Below are 15,931 nucleotides of genomic sequence, written 5' to 3' on the forward strand. Positions count from 1 at the left end.
TAAGCCCTAGTTGGGCAAGAAAGGAACGCAATATGAAAAAAGACATTTTGATGGGTGTCATAGGAACCGGCCGAATTGGTAAACTGCATGTTGAAAACATAAACCGGCTTGTTCCGGGCGGCAGAGTTATTGCCGTTGCGGATGTGATGATCGAACAGTCACGTGCCTGGGCCGAAGAAGAGGGGATAAAATATATTTATAACGATTACAACGAGCTTTTGGCAAATCCGGAAGTTGAAGCCGTTGTTATTGCAACCCCTACCAATACTCATGCTGAAGTTGCCATTGCGGCGGCCAAAGCAGGAAAACAAATTTTCTTGGAAAAACCGGTTGATCTGAGTCTGGACCGTATCCATGAGGTTATGGAAGCGGTTAAGGCGGCGGGTGTAATTTGCCAAATCGGGTTCAACCGCCGTTTTGACCACAATTTCCGTCGGGTGCGGGAGATGGTTGAGAACGGTAAAGTTGGAGATCCATATGTGATTCGAGTTACTTCCAGAGATCCAGCACCGCCGCCGATTTCCTACATTAAGGTATCGGGAGGCCTGTTTGTTGACATGATGATCCATGATTTCGACATGGTTCGTTATCTCAGTGGTAGCGATGCAGTAAAAATTACCGCCAAAGGTGCTAACTTGCTTGATCCTGCCATCGGAGAAGCCGGAGATATCGATACTGCAGTTGTAACTTTGGAAATGGCCAATGGGGCTATTGCGGTTATCGACAACAGTCGTCAAGCTGTTTACGGCTATGATCAGAGAGTGGAAGTGTTTGGTTCAAAAGGCCAAGCGATTGCCTACAACGATAAGCCTTCTACGGTAGAACTTTATACGGAAGAAACGGTAAGCACGGATAAGATTCGTTACTTCTTCCTTGATCGTTATACCGGAGCGTTCATTGACCAATTTGTTGCATTCATAGACGCAGTAAATGGCCAAAGTGAAGTAGTTGTAGATGTTTTGGACGGTTTGCGTGCAGTTGAGATGGCCCTAGCGGCAACTGAATCACTTCATACTGGCAAAACGGTTGAACTTAAGCTTTGATCAGGTAGAGATAATAAACTCGGCCTGCTAAAAATTCTCTTCGGAGGTGGCAAATGAATTTTAATCCTGAATATGTACAACTTGGTATAGCACCTATCGGCTGGACGAATGACGATATGCCGGATTTGGGGTCGGAAAATACTTTCCAACAGACTGTCAGCGAAATGGCTTTAGCTGGTTTCACCGGCTGTGAAGTCGGTTCAAAGTACCCGAAAGATCCGAAAGTTCTTAAACCTGCCTTAGACTTGCGGGGAATCAGGATAGCTAATCAGTGGTTCTCGTCATTGCTGACGTCTGAGCCTTATGAAGTTACGATTGAAAATTTTAAAAAGCAACTCGATTTTTTGCAAGCAATGGGGGCAAAAATAATTGGTGCTTCTGAGCAAGGCAATTCTATCCAAGGAAAGCCGATACCGATTTTGGATGATCGCAAGCCGATATACACAGAGGAACAGTGGAAATTGATTGCCAAAGGAATGAATGAAATGGGCAAGATTGCCTATGACCGCGGCATGACGCTGACCTACCACCATCACATGGGAACTGGTGTGCAAAGTATGGCAGAGACAGATCGATTCTTGGAAATGACTGATCCGGAGCTGGTGTTCCTGCTTTTTGATACAGGACATTTTGCCTTTGCTGGAGAAAACCCTGTGGAAGCGGTTGAAAAATATGTACATAGGATTCGACACGTCCATTTGAAAGATATGCGCCCGGATGTTGTTGCTCAGGTTAAAGCAGAACACATGAGTTTTTTGGATGCGGTAAGAGCCGGAGCATTTACCGTTCCAGGTGACGGTTGCATTGATTTCCCGTCAATTTTCAAGGTGCTTAAAGAGAATGATTACAAGGGTTGGATGATTGTTGAGGCCGAGCAAGACCCAGCCAAAGCGAATCCATTAGAGTATGCGATTAAAGCGCGCGCATACATAAGAGAAAATACTGGTTTGTGAGCATTATAGCGAATAAAGAGTGCGTCGGGCATGATGAATGGCATTCGGCAAGCCTATTGCTTGCCGAATGATGCCGGGAGGCCGTAATAGATGATAACAATCAAAGATATAGCTAAGATAGTTGGCGTGTCATATTCGACAGTATCGCGTGCCTTGAATGATTTACCGGGGACTAATCCCGAGACAAAGCGGAAAGTCTTAGCTGTGGCGAATGAACTTGGCTATCAACCGAACGCGATAGCCAGAAGTTTAGTTACCAACAAGTCGTCAACATTGGCTATGGTGGTGCCGGATCTTACCAATCCATATTTCACCACTATTTTGCAGGCCGCGGAACGTGAAGCTGAAGAAAGCGGCTATCAGTTCCTGATTTGTGAAACCATGTGGCGACGTGACAAGGAAAAGAAAGAACTGAAGGTTTTATATGAAAAGAGAGTGGACGGAATTATCATCTACCCGGCTAACTCTTTGTCGGAAGAACCGATTGATAACTTTCAGATACCGGCAGTTATAATTGGCCACTCGACTCATCCAGCCAATAATTGCAGCGGATTTGTTGAAGCGAACAATCGGAGCGGAGCAAGGTTGGTAGTTGAACACATGCTGGATTGCGGGTATCAACGATTGGCTTTTGCCGGTGGTCCGGTTGATTCAGGTTCTAGCAAAGTACGCCTTCAAGGATTTATTGCCACCTTGCAAATGTATGGACATGAGGCCGATCCCGATCTGATATCCGCCGGAGATTACACATTGGAAGCTGGCTATCGGCATGGCAAGAAGCTTTTTGCTCTGCCAGAAAGTAAACGACCGGACGGTGTTGTTTGTGCCAATGATCTGATTGCGTTAGGTATGTTGCAGGCGGCTTCAGAGAGTGGGATTAAAGTGCCTGAGCAACTTGGAATAATTGGTTTTGATGATGTAGAGTATGCAGCTTTACCACAGATAAGGCTTTCCACAATAAGAATACCGTGCGATGAAATGGGAAGGATGGCATTTAAGCTATTGTTGAACAACTTGATGCCAGCGGATGAAAAAAGTGGGTTGAGTTTACCGCCGGGAAGCAGAATTACTTTGGAACCGAAATTGATTGCCCGAGACACAACCAATTGGCGGCGTAAAGCTGATTTTTACAGTATAAGACGTCCCTCTGAAGAAGTTATGGTGGCTGACAGCGGTGGTGAGTCTGAGTATTCAGTCAAATCAAATAAAAAAACGGATAAACGTAAGTAAGGTCGACATTCGACAGTAGGGTCGACATTCGACTTTGCGGAGCAGGGTGGAAAAACCGGGGAGAATGGGTAACTGCATGCAGATAGAAATAGCTATAGATGCCAGAAAACAGTACGTAGAAGTTCCTGAATCGAATCTTCTCGGTATTTTGACTCAGAACGAGGTAGAGGTTGAGCGGAGGGATGAAGTAGCGGTTGAATACGCAATTGAGCATCCGATCGGAACCGGCTATTTGCATGATATAGTCAGGCCTGGAGAGAAAATAGCGATTATAACTTCCGATCTTACAAGGCCGATTCCTTCTTACCAAGTTTTGCCGGCAGTCCTGAACGAGCTATATCGAGCTGGCTGCCGTGATGAAGATATAACGATTGTTTTTGCCTTGGGTTCGCATCGTAAGCAAACTGAGGCAGAAAAAGAGAGACTGGTAGGGACGGAAATATACAGAAAAATAAGCTGTGTGGATGGGGATATTGAAGATGTCGTTCATATGGGAACAACTAAAGAAGGAACGCCTGTTGATGTTGTTCGAGTTGTAGCAGAAGCTGATCGGCGAATTTGTCTGGGGAATATAGAATATCATTATTTTGCCGGTTATAGTGGCGGTGCCAAAGCAATAATGCCCGGAGTATCAACTAGAGCGGCCATTCAGGCCAATCACAGTAAAATGGTGCAAGAAAAAGCCGCAGCAGGAAATCTGATAGAAAATCCTGTTCGCGATGATTTGGAGGATGCGATTAATTACTGCCCGATTGATTTTATTGTCAATGTGGTATTAGACGAACATAAAAAGATAATATTTGCGGTGGCCGGACACTTTATTGAGGCACATCGCGCCGGATGTCGTTTCCTAGACGGCCTTTATTTGAAGCCGATACCGGCTCGGGCGGATATAGTTATTTGTTCGCAGGGCGGAAAACCGAAAGATCTTAACTTGTATCAGACGCAGAAAGCGTTGGACAATGCTAAGCACGCAGTGAAAGATGGCGGAATAATAATTTTGGTAGGCTCGTGCAAGGAAGGTATGGGTGAAGGCGTTTTCGCCCAATGGATGACAGAAGCTGAAAAACCGGAGGATCTCATCGAACGTATTGCGAAGGAATTTAAACTGGGTGGACACAAGGCCGCGGCCATAGCTCTGGTAATGCAGCGAGCAAAAATATTTTTGGTATCGGATTTGCCGGATGACTTTGTGCGCAACATTTTTATGGAGCCATTTTCAGAGGTGCAGGAGGCCTATGATGCGGCCATAGCTGAGCAGGGAAACAATGCGACAACTCTTGTCATGCCGTTCGGCGGATCAACTTTACCACGTTGCATGACGGAGTAAGAAATAAAATCAAATATTCATATGAGATGACGAAAGACGGCAATAGATGGCAATAGACGATTAAAGACGACTAAAGCGTATAAAAGAGGACAGCAGGAAAAAATTTAACTATCGTAACGGAGGTACTATTATGGCAAAAGTTAAAGTCGGTGTAGCAGGCTACGGGGTCATCGGTCAACGACTGGCTGACGGCGTAAAATTGCAGGAAGACATGGAGCTGGTAGGTATAGCCGATCTGGCACCGACACTGTCAATTAGAGCGTTAAAAGAGCGCGGAATGCCGTATGATTTATATTTAGTAGACGGCGCAGATAAGAGCAAGTTTGAAGAGTTACACATTCCGGTATCAGGAACGTTTGAAGAGCTTTGCCAAAAGGTAGATATTATGCTTGACTCTTCTCCTGGTGGGGTTGGACTGAAGAATAAGGCTATTTATGAGCGCATGGGTATCAAAGCTGTATTCCAAGGCGGAGAGAAGAACGAAGTTGCTGATGTGTTTTTCCACGGCTATGCCAACTTTGAAAAAGGTTTAGGCCGAAGATTTTTGAAATTGACTTCGTGTAATACTACCGGAATCATCCGAGCGGTAGATTGTTTGGACCGTAAATTCGGAATCGAGAAAGTCGCGATAACGATTGTTCGCCGTGTAGCGGATCCGGGTGACTATCACCGTGGCTTGACCAATGCCTTGCAGGTAGATAAGGCACCATCGCATCAGGCAGTCGATCTTATGACGATCATGCCGCATGTCAATGCTACCGGAATCTTGGTACATACTCCGGTAACGCACGGACATTTTATTACTGTTGTCGCTACCGGCAAGCAGAAAATAACCAAAGAAATGGCTTTGGAGGCGTTTAAAGCGCATGATCGTATTCGTGTTGTGCGTATTGAGGACGGGTTCCGCGGCAATGCATCATTCTTCAAATATGGGCGTGAACTGTGTCGGCCGCGCGGCGATCTATATGAAATAGGCTTATGGGAAGACTGCATTGTGGAGAGTGGCAACGATATTATGTTCGGTATTCATATACCGCAAGAATCAATAACCATTCCTGAAACTATGGACGCTGTCAGAGCTGCTATGCGTATGCAAACGACGAGAGAAACCGGCACGGCTGAAACCAATAAATATTTGGGGTTGGGATTATGGAAGTGAATATAATTTCCTACAAAGACATAGACTACCGCGGCAAGAAAGTCTTGCTGCGGTTGGATATCAATTCTCCGCTTGATCCGACGACAAAAAAGATAACAGATCGGACGCGCTTGATTAAAAGCTGCCCAACTTTGGTACATTTACTCAGGCAGGGTGCAAAGGTGGCCATCTTGGCACATCAGGGTGACACCCTTGATTATCAAAACTTGATCGAACTATCGGAACATGCCGCTATATTGAGCGAACTAACCGGCTATCCAATTAAATATATTGATGATGTTTGTGGCCCTGCGGCTATAGCTGCCGTACAAGCTTTGTTGCCGGGGGAAGCGGTCTTATTGGGCAATGTGCGATATTTGACAGAAGAAATTTCGACTTTTGAAACGGTGGTAAAGCTTAGTCCGGCCGAACAAACGAAGACATGGATAGTACGTAAACTAGCGCCGTTGTTCGATTGTTATGTAAATGACGCTTTTTCGGCAGCGCATCGCAACAGCCCGTCCATGTGTGCTTTCCAAGAACTTTTGCCGACAGCAGCCGGTGAACTGTTGTTTGCCGAGTATGAAGCTCTGAGCAAGGTGTTGAAGGCACCTGCCCGGCCGGCCACATTTGTCTTAGGAGGAGCAAAAATATCCGATGCCTTTGGGATGATGGAACAAGTCCTGAGCAATGGAACGGCGGACGTGATTTTGACTTCTGGGGTAACCGGGGTGGTTTTCTTGCTGGCGAAGGGGGTAAAAGTCGGGAAAAAATATGAAGAGTGGCTGCGTGATCGCAAATTGCTTGACTTTGTTGAGCCAGCTCGTAACTATTTGACTCAATATGGGGAACATATTAAACTTCCCTTAGACTTAGCCTATGAAGTTGACGGTAAACGATGTGAAATAGCGGTAGCTGATTTGCCGTTGGATGACGGGATGTTCCTTGATATAGGGGAGAACACGGTGGCGGCTTACAAAGAATTTATTGACAAAGCTGGTACTTTGTTTATCAACGGTCCGGCGGGAGTTTATGAAAATGAATTATTTGCCTACGGGACGCGGGAGCTTTGGCGAGCTATTGCGGCGGCGCCGGGCTATTCCGTGGTTGGTGGCGGCGATTCGGTTCAAGCGGCCGGCAAGTTCATCGACCTTAACGACATAAGTTACGTCTGCACTGCCGGCGGCGCGATGGTGCGCTTCATGACCGGTAAGAAATTGCCTCTAATCGTAGCCATGGAAAAGGCTGCAATTCGAGAACGAGGCTAAGGAGTTGAGAGGTTGCGAATGGACAAGAAAAAAATCAAAGAGTTGGAATTGTTTGCCGCTGAAATTCGCTTGGAAACTACCAAGGAAGTAGCCAAACGCGGATTCGGTCATTTGCCGGGGTCATTATCGGTGGCCGATGCTTTAGCGGTATTGTATGGAGATGTTATGCGCATCCGCCCGAAAGAACCTAAGTGGGAGGGCCGCGATTTAATGGTGATGTCGAAAGGGCATGCCGGCCCGGCTGTATACGCAACTTTGGCGCTTAAAGGTTTCTTCCCGATGGAAGAGTTGGCAACGCTAAATCAACCGGGGACAAATTTGCCGAGCCACTGTGATCGTAATAAAACTGTCGGTGTTGACATGACCACCGGTTCATTGGGGCAAGGTGTTTCAACGGCTATAGGTATGGCTTTAGGACACAAATTGGCTGGAGATGATGTGCGTACTTATTTGATCGTTGGCGACGGTGAATGCGATGAAGGACAGGTCTGGGAAGGCATGCTGTTTGCCCATCAGCAAAAATTGGATCATTTAACGGTTTTCGTTGATTATAACAAAAAGCAATTGGACGGCACGGTAGAGGAGGTTATGGACCTCGGAGATATTGAAGCAAAATTCAAAGCTTTCGGTTTCCATACGGAAAACATTGATGGCAATAATGTTGCTGCTATCCTAGAAGCATTGGCCAAATGCCGTGAAGTTAAAGATGTTCCTTCCTGCATAATACTCAATACTTTAAAAGGCAAAGGAATTACGGAAGTTGAAGAAATGAAGTTGAATCATCATATTCAAGTTGATCCGGAGCTGGCGAAGAAAGCGATAGCTGAGTTGACGGCTGAAGTAGAGCGTTTGAAGGGGGAAACGGCTAATGTTTAAAGTTATATATGATGGAAGCGCGGAAACTAAGGCTCATAAAAATATTTTTGGGGAAACCATTGAAGCCTTGGCTGCCGAGGACAAAGCTGTTATCTATTTGGATGCCGATCTAATGAATTCAGCCGGTACGTATAAGTTTTGGCGCAAAAATCCGGCTCAAGCGATTAACTGCGGAATCGCTGAGGCGAACATGATGGGAGTTGCAGCCGGTCTTTCAGCTGTTGGGCGTAAGCCTTATGTCCATACTTTTGGGCCTTTTGCCAGCCGCCGTTGTTTTGACCAAGTGTTTCTTTCGATTGGCTATGCAAAGAACAGCGTGCGAATTTTTGGCTCCGATCCCGGAGTTGCGGCCGCTTTTAACGGTGGGACGCACATGCCGTTTGAAGATATGGCTCTGATGCGTACGATTCCCGGGGCCAAGGTATTTGACTTGGCGGACGGAGTTGAGTTTGAGTGGGTTTTGCGTGCGGTGAAGGATCTGGAAGGCGTAGTCTATATGCGCAGCACGCGCAAGACATTTAAGAAAATATACGAACCGGGTTCAACCTTTAAGATAGGTAAAGGAAACTTGTTGCGTGATGGCAAAGATTTGACTATTATCGCTTCCGGCTTGATGGTCGGCGAGGCGATGGCGGCAGCAGAAATGTTGGCTGCAGAAGGGAAATCGGTGCGAGTAATTGACATGTTCACGGTCAAGCCGTTGGACAAGGAGATCGTTTGGCAGGCGGCAGCTGAAACTGGAGCTATTGTTACGGCAGAGAACCACAATATAATCGGAGGTTTGGGTGATGCGGTAGCGGCTGCGTTGTTGGAGGGTAAGGCAGTGCCCTTTGCCAAGCATGGTGTCAATGATCAATTCGGCCAAGTAGGCCCGGTTGATTACTTGCAGGAACAGTACGGTCTTACGGCTAAGGCGTTGGTAGAAACTTGCCACAAGGTTTTGGCTCGTAAATAAGACGTGCATCGGACGGCGTTGAATCGCGTGAAAACGCGGAGAAACGTGGGAAATAAACCTGTTGTTTGCGCTCAGGCGAACGGTGTTCGGCACGCAGAGGAGGAATAATGTACCTAGAGAAAAAAACTGGTCGCGGTTACAACGAATTTTTGAACATTGACATCAACAACGGTGAAGGCAGCCTGATGGATGTTGGTCTGTTAATTTTGGAACCGGGTGACACTTTTGAGTTTACTGAAAAAGATAAGGAAGTGTCATGGATTTTGATGCAGGGCGAAGCGACGGCTGAGTTCGACGGTCGAACAGTGGAGATGAATCGGCCAAATCCGTTTGATTATAATCCTTGGTGTTTATTGCAGTGTAAAGGTAAGCGAAGCACAGTGACAGCGCACTCCTATTGCGAATTCTATGTGCAAAAGACTTACAACGAGCGTGAATATCCGACACATTTGTATACGTCGGATGAGGTGGATACTTGGGCCAGAGGCAATGGTGGTGAGCTGGACGGCATGATGCGCCGCGATGTAAGGACATGTTATGACTATGAAAGTAGGCCGGACAGCAATATGGTTTTGGGCGAGGTGGTCAACCGCCCGGGTAAGTGGAGCAGCTATCCGCCGCACAGTCATCCTCAGCCGGAGGTGTATTTTTACTTCTTCCAGAATCCTAAGGGGTTCGGGGCTGGGTGGACGGACGGCAGGCCTTATGAAGTGCATCATCACGGCTGCCTGGTAGTAACGAATGAGGTTACACATCAGCAGGTAATGGCTCCGGGCTATCCTTGTTGCTATACTTGGGGCATTCGTCATTTGGATGGCAAACCATGGGAAAAAACACGTATTGATGATCCGACGCATGCTTGGTTACTTGAAAAAGATCCGCAATACTGGCACGGCGGTGAATAATTTGAAGTGATGAATTACCCGATCAGGGTTGAACGTGCCTTAACACCTTAATAGGGTGAACAAAGAAAAGTCTGCTTAGCACTTGCGATTTTATACTTGTACTTGTGTTTGTACTTGTATTTGCGCTCGGCTAGGCAGGCTTTGCTTATCTATGACAGTTGTATCAACCGAATCTTAGAATAAAACTTTGTGATCTTAATGTGAGGCTTTGTAAACTAAAAGAACCGAACTTTACCAATGATGAAACATCCATGGAAAATGAATGTTTAGGCAGTATGTTCACTTAATTCAGGTACCCTTTGGTGGATGAATTGAGTGGTAAGTTCAGTTGAAAGCTGTCAATTAGTGCTAATGATTATAGATCACAGAAGATTCTAAGATTAATGCATCTCGGGCTCTGCGTATCTTCAGCATAGAACGCAATCCTCGAGTTACATTGGGCTACAAGTTACATTGGGCTTTGCTCATGTGAAGGGGCTGGAATCAAGCTTATTGATCAACTTCAATGAGATAAGACCAAGCTGCGGTTTACTTTTGCGGCTTTATTAGCGGCATGGCATCCGGTTGGATCTGATCTGGATCATAGCCACGCAACCAGCGGCCGTAATTAAAGTACATCACTCCGTTTTCTGCGTAGACATATTCTTGTTTGTAGAGAATTCCGGCATATAGATATCCGTTGTGCCACTCTTGCCAAGGCAATTGATCACCGACATCACGATTAACGACTTGGATGAAACGTTCAGGACCGATAGGTGGTTTTTGCATGGAAAGAAGTTCTTCAACTAATTTCATATCTGAGCGATTCTCTTCACTGTAGTCTTTCTTTGTTTTGTGCACATAGCCCTCAGGCAAATTAAATTCAATCATGTACACAGGGTGTCCGTCTAATTCGCCAATCTTTTCGTATGACTTTACATTAGATTGACCATTGGTGAAAACTTCTTTAACCGCTGGTTTTTCGTTAAGAAACGGCATGAAAGCCATAATTGCGGATAGTGCAATAGATATTACCAGTTTTAGCATAATACGACCTCCTTTGCTAAAAATGTCGGTTCAATTAGTACAATTTAATTATGGTTCTAACTTAGAACAATGTCAAATGCAAATTATTGCGTTATTATGTCAATTTTCCGCAAGTTTTGTTAAACGAAGGATCGAAGCACCGTTAATACTTGTGACGCACTTATGCTATATGCTGAAGGAATCTATATAACGAGTCTTTCTTGCTCCATATCTCTTTTATGTATCTGTTCCCAAAAACCTAAAATGGCGAGGATTCGTTAAGGCGGGGATAAAAGGAGGAAGAGGGCATGGCAGTTGTAAAAAAGAACAAGCGTGGAAGGTTGTGGTGGGTAGCCGAAACCTTACAAAGATGGCTCCGATCAGTTCCTAGAGATCTGGTCATCTGTGCAGGGTGAAGGGGGAATTTGTAAAATCTAGGTTTAATTGTACTTTGGGAGCAGCTGCGTGCTTGGCTTTAGTCGTTAGAGTCGGTTGCGAAAATCTGCATAGCTGAAACGTCGTAAAACGGTGACTTTACCGTCAGGTTGCAGAAGAACAATCGCCGGTAGTGGCATACCGTTAAATGTATTTGTTTTTACCATGCTGTAAATTGCCATGTCGCAGAAAAAGACTTGGTCGCCGGGGAAAAGAGGGGCTGGGAAATTGTAGCTGCCGATGACATCTCCCGCCAAGCAGGTCGGCCCTGCCAAGCGGTAGGGGTAAAGGCTTGCGGAGCCGGCAGTAGAGCCGGCAGCAAAGCCAGCAGCGGAGCCGGCAGGAAAGTCGGCAGTAGAGCCGGCGTTCGCATTTTCTACTTCATTACCAAACGGAGAAGCCAGTGTTCCTAAAGGCAGTTTAGCTGCCGCCAGACGTTTTTCGGACATTTCCCTGGGGTTATCCGTGCAAGGCAACAACGATGCGGCGGACGGCATAACCGATGAATACAGCGGAAAAACGCGCGGCTGATAAGGCATTTCCAAAACATCCGGCATGTGGCAGGCGGCAGAGGTATCGAGGATGGCACAAGGCATATCGCCGCTCGGGACGACATCCAGCACAGTAGCTTTAAGGAATCCGGCATTTAAAGCGACCGCCTCCCCCGGTTCCAGGTAGACCGTCAAGCCGAAAGAATTTTGGGCGTCCTTAATGACCGAACACAGCGTATCCAGATCATAGTCATCTTTTGTAATGTGGTGGCCGCCCCCCATGTTGATCCATTTCATTTTGGGCAGGAACGAGCCAAAATTGCGTTTAACCACTTCCCAGGTATGCAGCAGAGCATCGGAGCCTTGTTCGCAAAGACAATGAAAATGTAAGCCTTCAATACCCTCGAGCAGGCCTTTGGCAGCTCCGTCAAGGAAGTCGTTTAAGCGGATGCCAAGGCGAGAGCTTGACGAGCAGGGATCATACAGTGCTGTAGCGACTTCCGAATATTCCGGATTAATCCTCAGTCCGCAAGAAACCGGGTGAGTGGCGAATTTTATCTGATCGCGGAAAGTGAGCCATTGTGAGAAAGAATTGAAAACGATATGATCGGTGAAATCAAGGAGCTGTCCGATTTCGTATTTGGTGAAGCCGGGAGAAAAGCAGTGAATTTCGCGGCCCGGCATTTCTTCGTGCCCCAAGCGGGCTTCATATAAACCGCTGGCGGTTGTACCGTCGAGGTATTGCCCGATCAAGGGATAGGTACTGAAAGTGGCAAAAGCTTTTTGCGCCAAAAGAATTTTACACCCGGTTTTTTCCTTGACCAAATGCAACTTTTTGAGGTTGGCAGTCAGGAGTTGTTCGTCGATTATGAAAGCCGGAGAGGGTAGGCATTGCAGCTCGGCGGGGGAAACGGACGGAATATTTTTTTCTTTTAGCATAAAATCACCTTAAATGTTAGTGCGGCAATTTCCATACAGTTCCATACAGTCGCTATTGGCGTACAGAAGTTTTGGCCGCAGAAATTATTGAAATGCGGAAGCCTAGAAACAGTCTTAAACTACCGAAACAGTCTTAAACAACCGGAACAGTCTTAATCTACCGGAACGGGGTTAAAGTCTTCGCGCCACGGCAGGCCAAACTTGTTCAAGCGATCCATGAAAGGATCCGGATCAAGCTCCTCGACATTGTAGACTCCGGGTTTGCACCATTCTCCGGTTAAAACCAAGGAAGCACCAATCATGGCGGGGACTCCAGTGGTGTATGAAACCGCCTGGCTGCCGACTTCGCGGTAACAGGATTGATGGTCACAAATGTTGTAGAGATAATAGTTCACTGGTTTGCCGTTTTTGACACCGTGGAAAATACAGCCGATGTTCGTTTTTCCTTTGGTGCGCGGGCCTAACGACGCCGGGTCGGGCAAAACTGCTTTGAGAAATTGCAAAGGTACAATTTGTTTGCCTTCAAAATTAATTGGTTCGATGGAGGTCATGCCGACATCTTCCAAACATTTGAGGTGGTTGAGATAGCTTTGGCCGAAAGTCATGAAGAAACGGATGCGTTTGATGCCTTTCAGATTGAGGGCGAGGGATTCGAGTTCCTCGTGGTGCAGCAGATACATGTCTTTGCGGCCGACTTCGGCAAAATCGTATTCGCGCTTAATTGCCATCGGTTCTGTTTCGACCCAGTGGCCGTTTTCCCAGTAGCTGCCTTTGGCGGAAACTTCGCGGATGTTGATTTCGGGGTTGAAATTGGTAGCGAAGGGATAGCCGTGATCGCCGCCGTTGCAATCCAAAATGTCTAAATAGTGAATTTCGTCGAAATAGTGTTTTTGGGCATAGGCGGAAAAAACGCCGGTAACGCCGGGATCGAAACCGGAGCCGAGGATGGCGGTAAGGCCAGCTTTGGCAAATTTTTCGCGGTAGGCCCATTGCCATTTGTACTCAAATTTAGCGGTATCGAGGGGTTCGTAATTGGCAGTATCCAAATAGTGAACGCCTGCAGCTAAGCATGCGTCCATTATGGTTAAGTCTTGATAGGGCAGGGCGACGTTTATAACAATTTGGGGTTTGAAATCGTTAATCAGTTTGATGAGTTCGTCGACGTTGTTAGCATCGACTTGGGCGACACTGACTTTGGTGGCTCCGCCATCGACTTGTTTTTTGAGAGCTTCGCAGCGGCTGAGGGTGCGAGAGGCGATACATATTTCTTGAAAGACGGCGGAATTTTGGCAGCATTTATGAACTACCACTGAGGCGACGCCGCCGGCTCCGATGATGAGTGCTTTTCCCATAGTAAATCTCCTTGTAATTCGTTTTTATCGGTATAAATCGTTTGAATCGTTAAATTGCTTAAAATATTACGTCGTTTTGCTGTCTAATGATCATTGTATATTATAGCCAAATTCAGTACTGCGGCCTAGTGCGCCGATGCGCGGCCACCTGTAGCAGCAATTCCCGCAAGATCTTACAAGCCACGGCGGTGGAAACTCCGCTAGCATCATAATGCGGCGACAGCTCATTTACGTCAAAGCCGACGATATCCAAATCGCGCAATTCCCGAATAGCGTCAAGCAACTGTAAAACAGTAACGCCGCACGGTTCCGGGGTACCGGTTCCGGGGAAATATGCCGGATCGAGTACATCCAAATCGAGAGTGAAGTAGACCGGCTGCCCCTTCAACTCCGTGCAAACCTCCGCCAGCCCGGAAAAATCGAATTTTTGCAAATGAGTGTGCGACTTAGCCCAAGTAAATTCCTCCTTTAGGCCGGAGCGGATTCCAAACTGCCAGATGCGACCGTCACCGACCAATTCCCAAGCCCGACGAATTACACAAGCGTGCGATAAAGGATTGCCGAGATAGTTTTCGCGCAAGTCAGTGTGGGCATCGAAATGAATGATGTGCAGGGCGGGATATTTTTTTACCACGCTGCGTAAAGCCCCCAAGGTCACCAAATGTTCGCCGCCGATCATGGCCGGGATTTTTGAGGCAGCCAAAATTTCGTCTACGTGCTCAGAAATTTGGTTTAAAGCAACGTCCGAGCAGCCCATGACAAGTTCGAGATCGCCGCTGTCCATAATGGAAAAATCGGTCAAGTCCAAGTCAAGACGGGGGCTGTACGTTTCCAGCCCGTAGCTGTCGGGGCGCATGGCCTGAGCGGCAAAGCGTGCTCCAGGCCGAAAAGAAGTGGTTGAGTCGAACGGTGCTCCGAAGAGCACGATGTCGGCCGTGGCAAAATCGGCGTCACAGCCGATAAAAGTTGATTGGTTAATTTGCATGTGTTTGCTATCCTCCTTATCTCTTATTTTGAGTCACTGATGTCACTGCGTATGAGTCCGCCAGCGTGGCATTCAGACCATTTAGCAACCCTTACGGTCGCTGCCGATCAAGTTCAAAACATAAGTCGGCAGAGCGAAACAGCCGCGATGCAAGTCAGTATTATAGTAGTCGACATCGATGTTCAGCTTATTCCACTCTTCAGCATGCAAATCGCGCAAAGGGTGATATTTTTTCGAGCAAAAGCCGAACAGCCAATGACCTGAGGGGTAGGTCGGGATATGTGCCTGATACAGCCGATTGATCGGGAAAAAGCCGGAAGTTTTGTGAAAAGCGTTGCGGACGGTTTCTGCATCTTCGACATAGTAGGGGCTTTCATGTTGATTTACCAAAATTCCGTCGTCGCGTAAAGTTGCGTAGCAGTTGCCGTAAAATTCGCGGGTGAACAAGCCTTCGCCCGGGCCGAAAGGATCGGTGGAATCGACGATGATCAAATCATATTGAGCGTGACGACCACGGACATATTTAAGCCCGTCTCCGATGATGACATTGACGCGGGGATCGTCGAAACAGCAGGCAGTTTGGATCAAATATTCTTTGCAAATGCTGATAACTTCTGCGTCTATTTCCACCAAATCTATGTGTTCGATATATGGATAAGCGCAAAGTTCGCGGATTGTTCCACCGTCGCCGGCACCGATGACTAGGACATCACGCACGTGGGGGTGGACGGCCATTGGTACGTGGACGATCATTTCGTGGTAGATGAATTCATCTTTTTCGGTTAGCATGACGCGTCCGTCTAGGGTCAAAAATCGGCCGAATTCGGGTGAGTCAAAAATATCGATGCGTTGGAAATCGCTTTGTTCGGAAACTAGCTGTTCATCAACTCGGATGGAAAATTTAGCGTCCGGGGTGTGATTTTCGGTAAACCAAAGTTCCATAGTATTTCTCCTAATCTAAAAAATTTGGTCAAATTGTTGTGGCTGTTTGCTGCAGTCGGCGGTTGCGGCCGCACGGTTGCCCGG

The 15,931-nt window shown here is 46.9% G+C and carries 14 protein-coding genes; 9 read left to right on the forward strand and 5 right to left on the reverse strand.

From position 1 onward, the window contains the following. Positions 1-32: 32 nt before the first annotated feature. The 9 genes from iolG (at position 33) to HMPREF0868_RS00380 (ending at position 9,698) form a co-directional block, all read left to right on the forward strand. On the forward strand, positions 33-1,043 hold the full coding sequence (gene iolG / locus HMPREF0868_RS00340; protein WP_012992710.1) for an inositol 2-dehydrogenase: 1,011 nt from the start codon (positions 33-35) through the stop codon (positions 1,041-1,043). A 53-nt stretch (positions 1,044-1,096) separates the two neighbouring features. Further along, complete coding sequence (iolE, locus tag HMPREF0868_RS00345; protein WP_012992711.1) at positions 1,097-1,996, forward strand: myo-inosose-2 dehydratase; 900 nt, start codon at positions 1,097-1,099, stop codon at positions 1,994-1,996. A 90-nt stretch (positions 1,997-2,086) separates the two neighbouring features. Beyond that, positions 2,087-3,226 carry a LacI family DNA-binding transcriptional regulator gene (locus HMPREF0868_RS00350; RefSeq protein WP_012992712.1) on the forward strand — a complete coding sequence of 380 codons (1,140 nt, stop codon included), beginning with the start codon at positions 2,087-2,089 and terminating at the stop codon, positions 3,224-3,226. Positions 3,227-3,302: 76 nt separating this feature from the next. After that, entirely contained in the window at positions 3,303-4,556 is a 1,254-nt protein-coding gene (gene larAH6 / locus HMPREF0868_RS00355) for a nickel-dependent malate racemase, LarAH6 family (RefSeq protein ID WP_012992713.1), read from the forward strand. Positions 4,557-4,686: 130 nt separating this feature from the next. Continuing rightward, complete coding sequence (locus tag HMPREF0868_RS00360; protein WP_012992714.1) at positions 4,687-5,715, forward strand: type II glyceraldehyde-3-phosphate dehydrogenase; 1,029 nt, start codon at positions 4,687-4,689, stop codon at positions 5,713-5,715. Next, complete coding sequence (locus HMPREF0868_RS00365) at positions 5,706-6,962, forward strand: phosphoglycerate kinase (RefSeq protein WP_012992715.1); 1,257 nt, start codon at positions 5,706-5,708, stop codon at positions 6,960-6,962. Before HMPREF0868_RS00360 ends, HMPREF0868_RS00365 begins: the two co-directional genes overlap by 10 nt. Positions 6,963-6,980: 18 nt before the next feature. After that, entirely contained in the window at positions 6,981-7,838 is an 858-nt protein-coding gene (locus HMPREF0868_RS00370) for a transketolase (protein WP_012992716.1), read from the forward strand. Next, entirely contained in the window at positions 7,831-8,793 is a 963-nt protein-coding gene (locus HMPREF0868_RS00375; protein ID WP_012992717.1) for a transketolase family protein, read from the forward strand. The genes HMPREF0868_RS00370 and HMPREF0868_RS00375 overlap by 8 nt, the downstream gene beginning before the upstream one ends. Before the next feature lie 107 nt (positions 8,794-8,900). Beyond that, positions 8,901-9,698 carry a 5-deoxy-glucuronate isomerase gene (locus tag HMPREF0868_RS00380; protein WP_012992718.1) on the forward strand — a complete coding sequence of 266 codons (798 nt, stop codon included), beginning with the start codon at positions 8,901-8,903 and terminating at the stop codon, positions 9,696-9,698. A gap of 528 nt (positions 9,699-10,226) precedes the next feature. On the opposite strand, the gene HMPREF0868_RS00385 is transcribed toward HMPREF0868_RS00380, so the two are convergent. The 5 genes from HMPREF0868_RS00385 to speE all read right to left on the reverse strand — a co-directional run bounded on the left by HMPREF0868_RS00385 (position 10,227) and on the right by speE (position 15,847). Then, positions 10,227-10,724 carry a hypothetical protein gene (locus tag HMPREF0868_RS00385; RefSeq protein WP_012992719.1) on the reverse strand — a complete coding sequence of 166 codons (498 nt, stop codon included), beginning with the start codon at positions 10,722-10,724 and terminating at the stop codon, positions 10,227-10,229. A 461-nt stretch (positions 10,725-11,185) separates the two neighbouring features. Further along, positions 11,186-12,568, reverse strand: a complete 1,383-nt coding sequence (locus HMPREF0868_RS00390) for a carboxynorspermidine decarboxylase (protein WP_012992720.1) — start codon at positions 12,566-12,568, stop codon at positions 11,186-11,188. 152 nt (positions 12,569-12,720) lie between these two features. Next, complete coding sequence (locus HMPREF0868_RS00395; protein WP_338037244.1) at positions 12,721-13,938, reverse strand: saccharopine dehydrogenase family protein; 1,218 nt, start codon at positions 13,936-13,938, stop codon at positions 12,721-12,723. A 94-nt stretch (positions 13,939-14,032) separates the two neighbouring features. After that, positions 14,033-14,905 (reverse strand): agmatinase, encoded by an 873-nt coding sequence (speB, locus tag HMPREF0868_RS00400; protein ID WP_012992722.1) that lies wholly within the window; start codon positions 14,903-14,905, stop codon positions 14,033-14,035. Between the two features lie 81 nt (positions 14,906-14,986). Continuing rightward, a complete protein-coding gene (gene speE, locus HMPREF0868_RS00405) occupies positions 14,987-15,847 on the reverse strand; it encodes a polyamine aminopropyltransferase (protein WP_012992723.1) in 861 nt (286 codons plus the stop codon). Between the last annotated feature and the right edge of the window lie 84 nt (positions 15,848-15,931).

Source organism: Mageeibacillus indolicus UPII9-5 (assembly GCF_000025225.2).
GTDB classification, from domain to species: Bacteria; Bacillota; Clostridia; order Saccharofermentanales; family Fastidiosipilaceae; genus Mageeibacillus; species Mageeibacillus indolicus.

Coding starts and splice junctions, on each gene's coding strand:
- iolG (WP_012992710.1), top strand. CDS start 33: ATGAAAAAAGACATTTTGATGGGTGTCATAGGAACCGGCCGAATTGGT.
- iolE (WP_012992711.1), top strand. CDS start 1,097: ATGAATTTTAATCCTGAATATGTACAACTTGGTATAGCACCTATCGGC.
- HMPREF0868_RS00350 (WP_012992712.1), top strand. CDS start 2,087: ATGATAACAATCAAAGATATAGCTAAGATAGTTGGCGTGTCATATTCG.
- larAH6 (WP_012992713.1), top strand. CDS start 3,303: ATGCAGATAGAAATAGCTATAGATGCCAGAAAACAGTACGTAGAAGTT.
- HMPREF0868_RS00360 (WP_012992714.1), top strand. CDS start 4,687: ATGGCAAAAGTTAAAGTCGGTGTAGCAGGCTACGGGGTCATCGGTCAA.
- HMPREF0868_RS00365 (WP_012992715.1), top strand. CDS start 5,706: ATGGAAGTGAATATAATTTCCTACAAAGACATAGACTACCGCGGCAAG.
- HMPREF0868_RS00370 (WP_012992716.1), top strand. CDS start 6,981: ATGGACAAGAAAAAAATCAAAGAGTTGGAATTGTTTGCCGCTGAAATT.
- HMPREF0868_RS00375 (WP_012992717.1), top strand. CDS start 7,831: ATGTTTAAAGTTATATATGATGGAAGCGCGGAAACTAAGGCTCATAAA.
- HMPREF0868_RS00380 (WP_012992718.1), top strand. CDS start 8,901: ATGTACCTAGAGAAAAAAACTGGTCGCGGTTACAACGAATTTTTGAAC.
- HMPREF0868_RS00385 (WP_012992719.1), bottom strand. CDS start 10,724: ATGCTAAAACTGGTAATATCTATTGCACTATCCGCAATTATGGCTTTC.
- HMPREF0868_RS00390 (WP_012992720.1), bottom strand. CDS start 12,568: ATGCTAAAAGAAAAAAATATTCCGTCCGTTTCCCCCGCCGAGCTGCAA.
- speB (WP_012992722.1), bottom strand. CDS start 14,905: ATGCAAATTAACCAATCAACTTTTATCGGCTGTGACGCCGATTTTGCC.
- speE (WP_012992723.1), bottom strand. CDS start 15,847: ATGGAACTTTGGTTTACCGAAAATCACACCCCGGACGCTAAATTTTCC.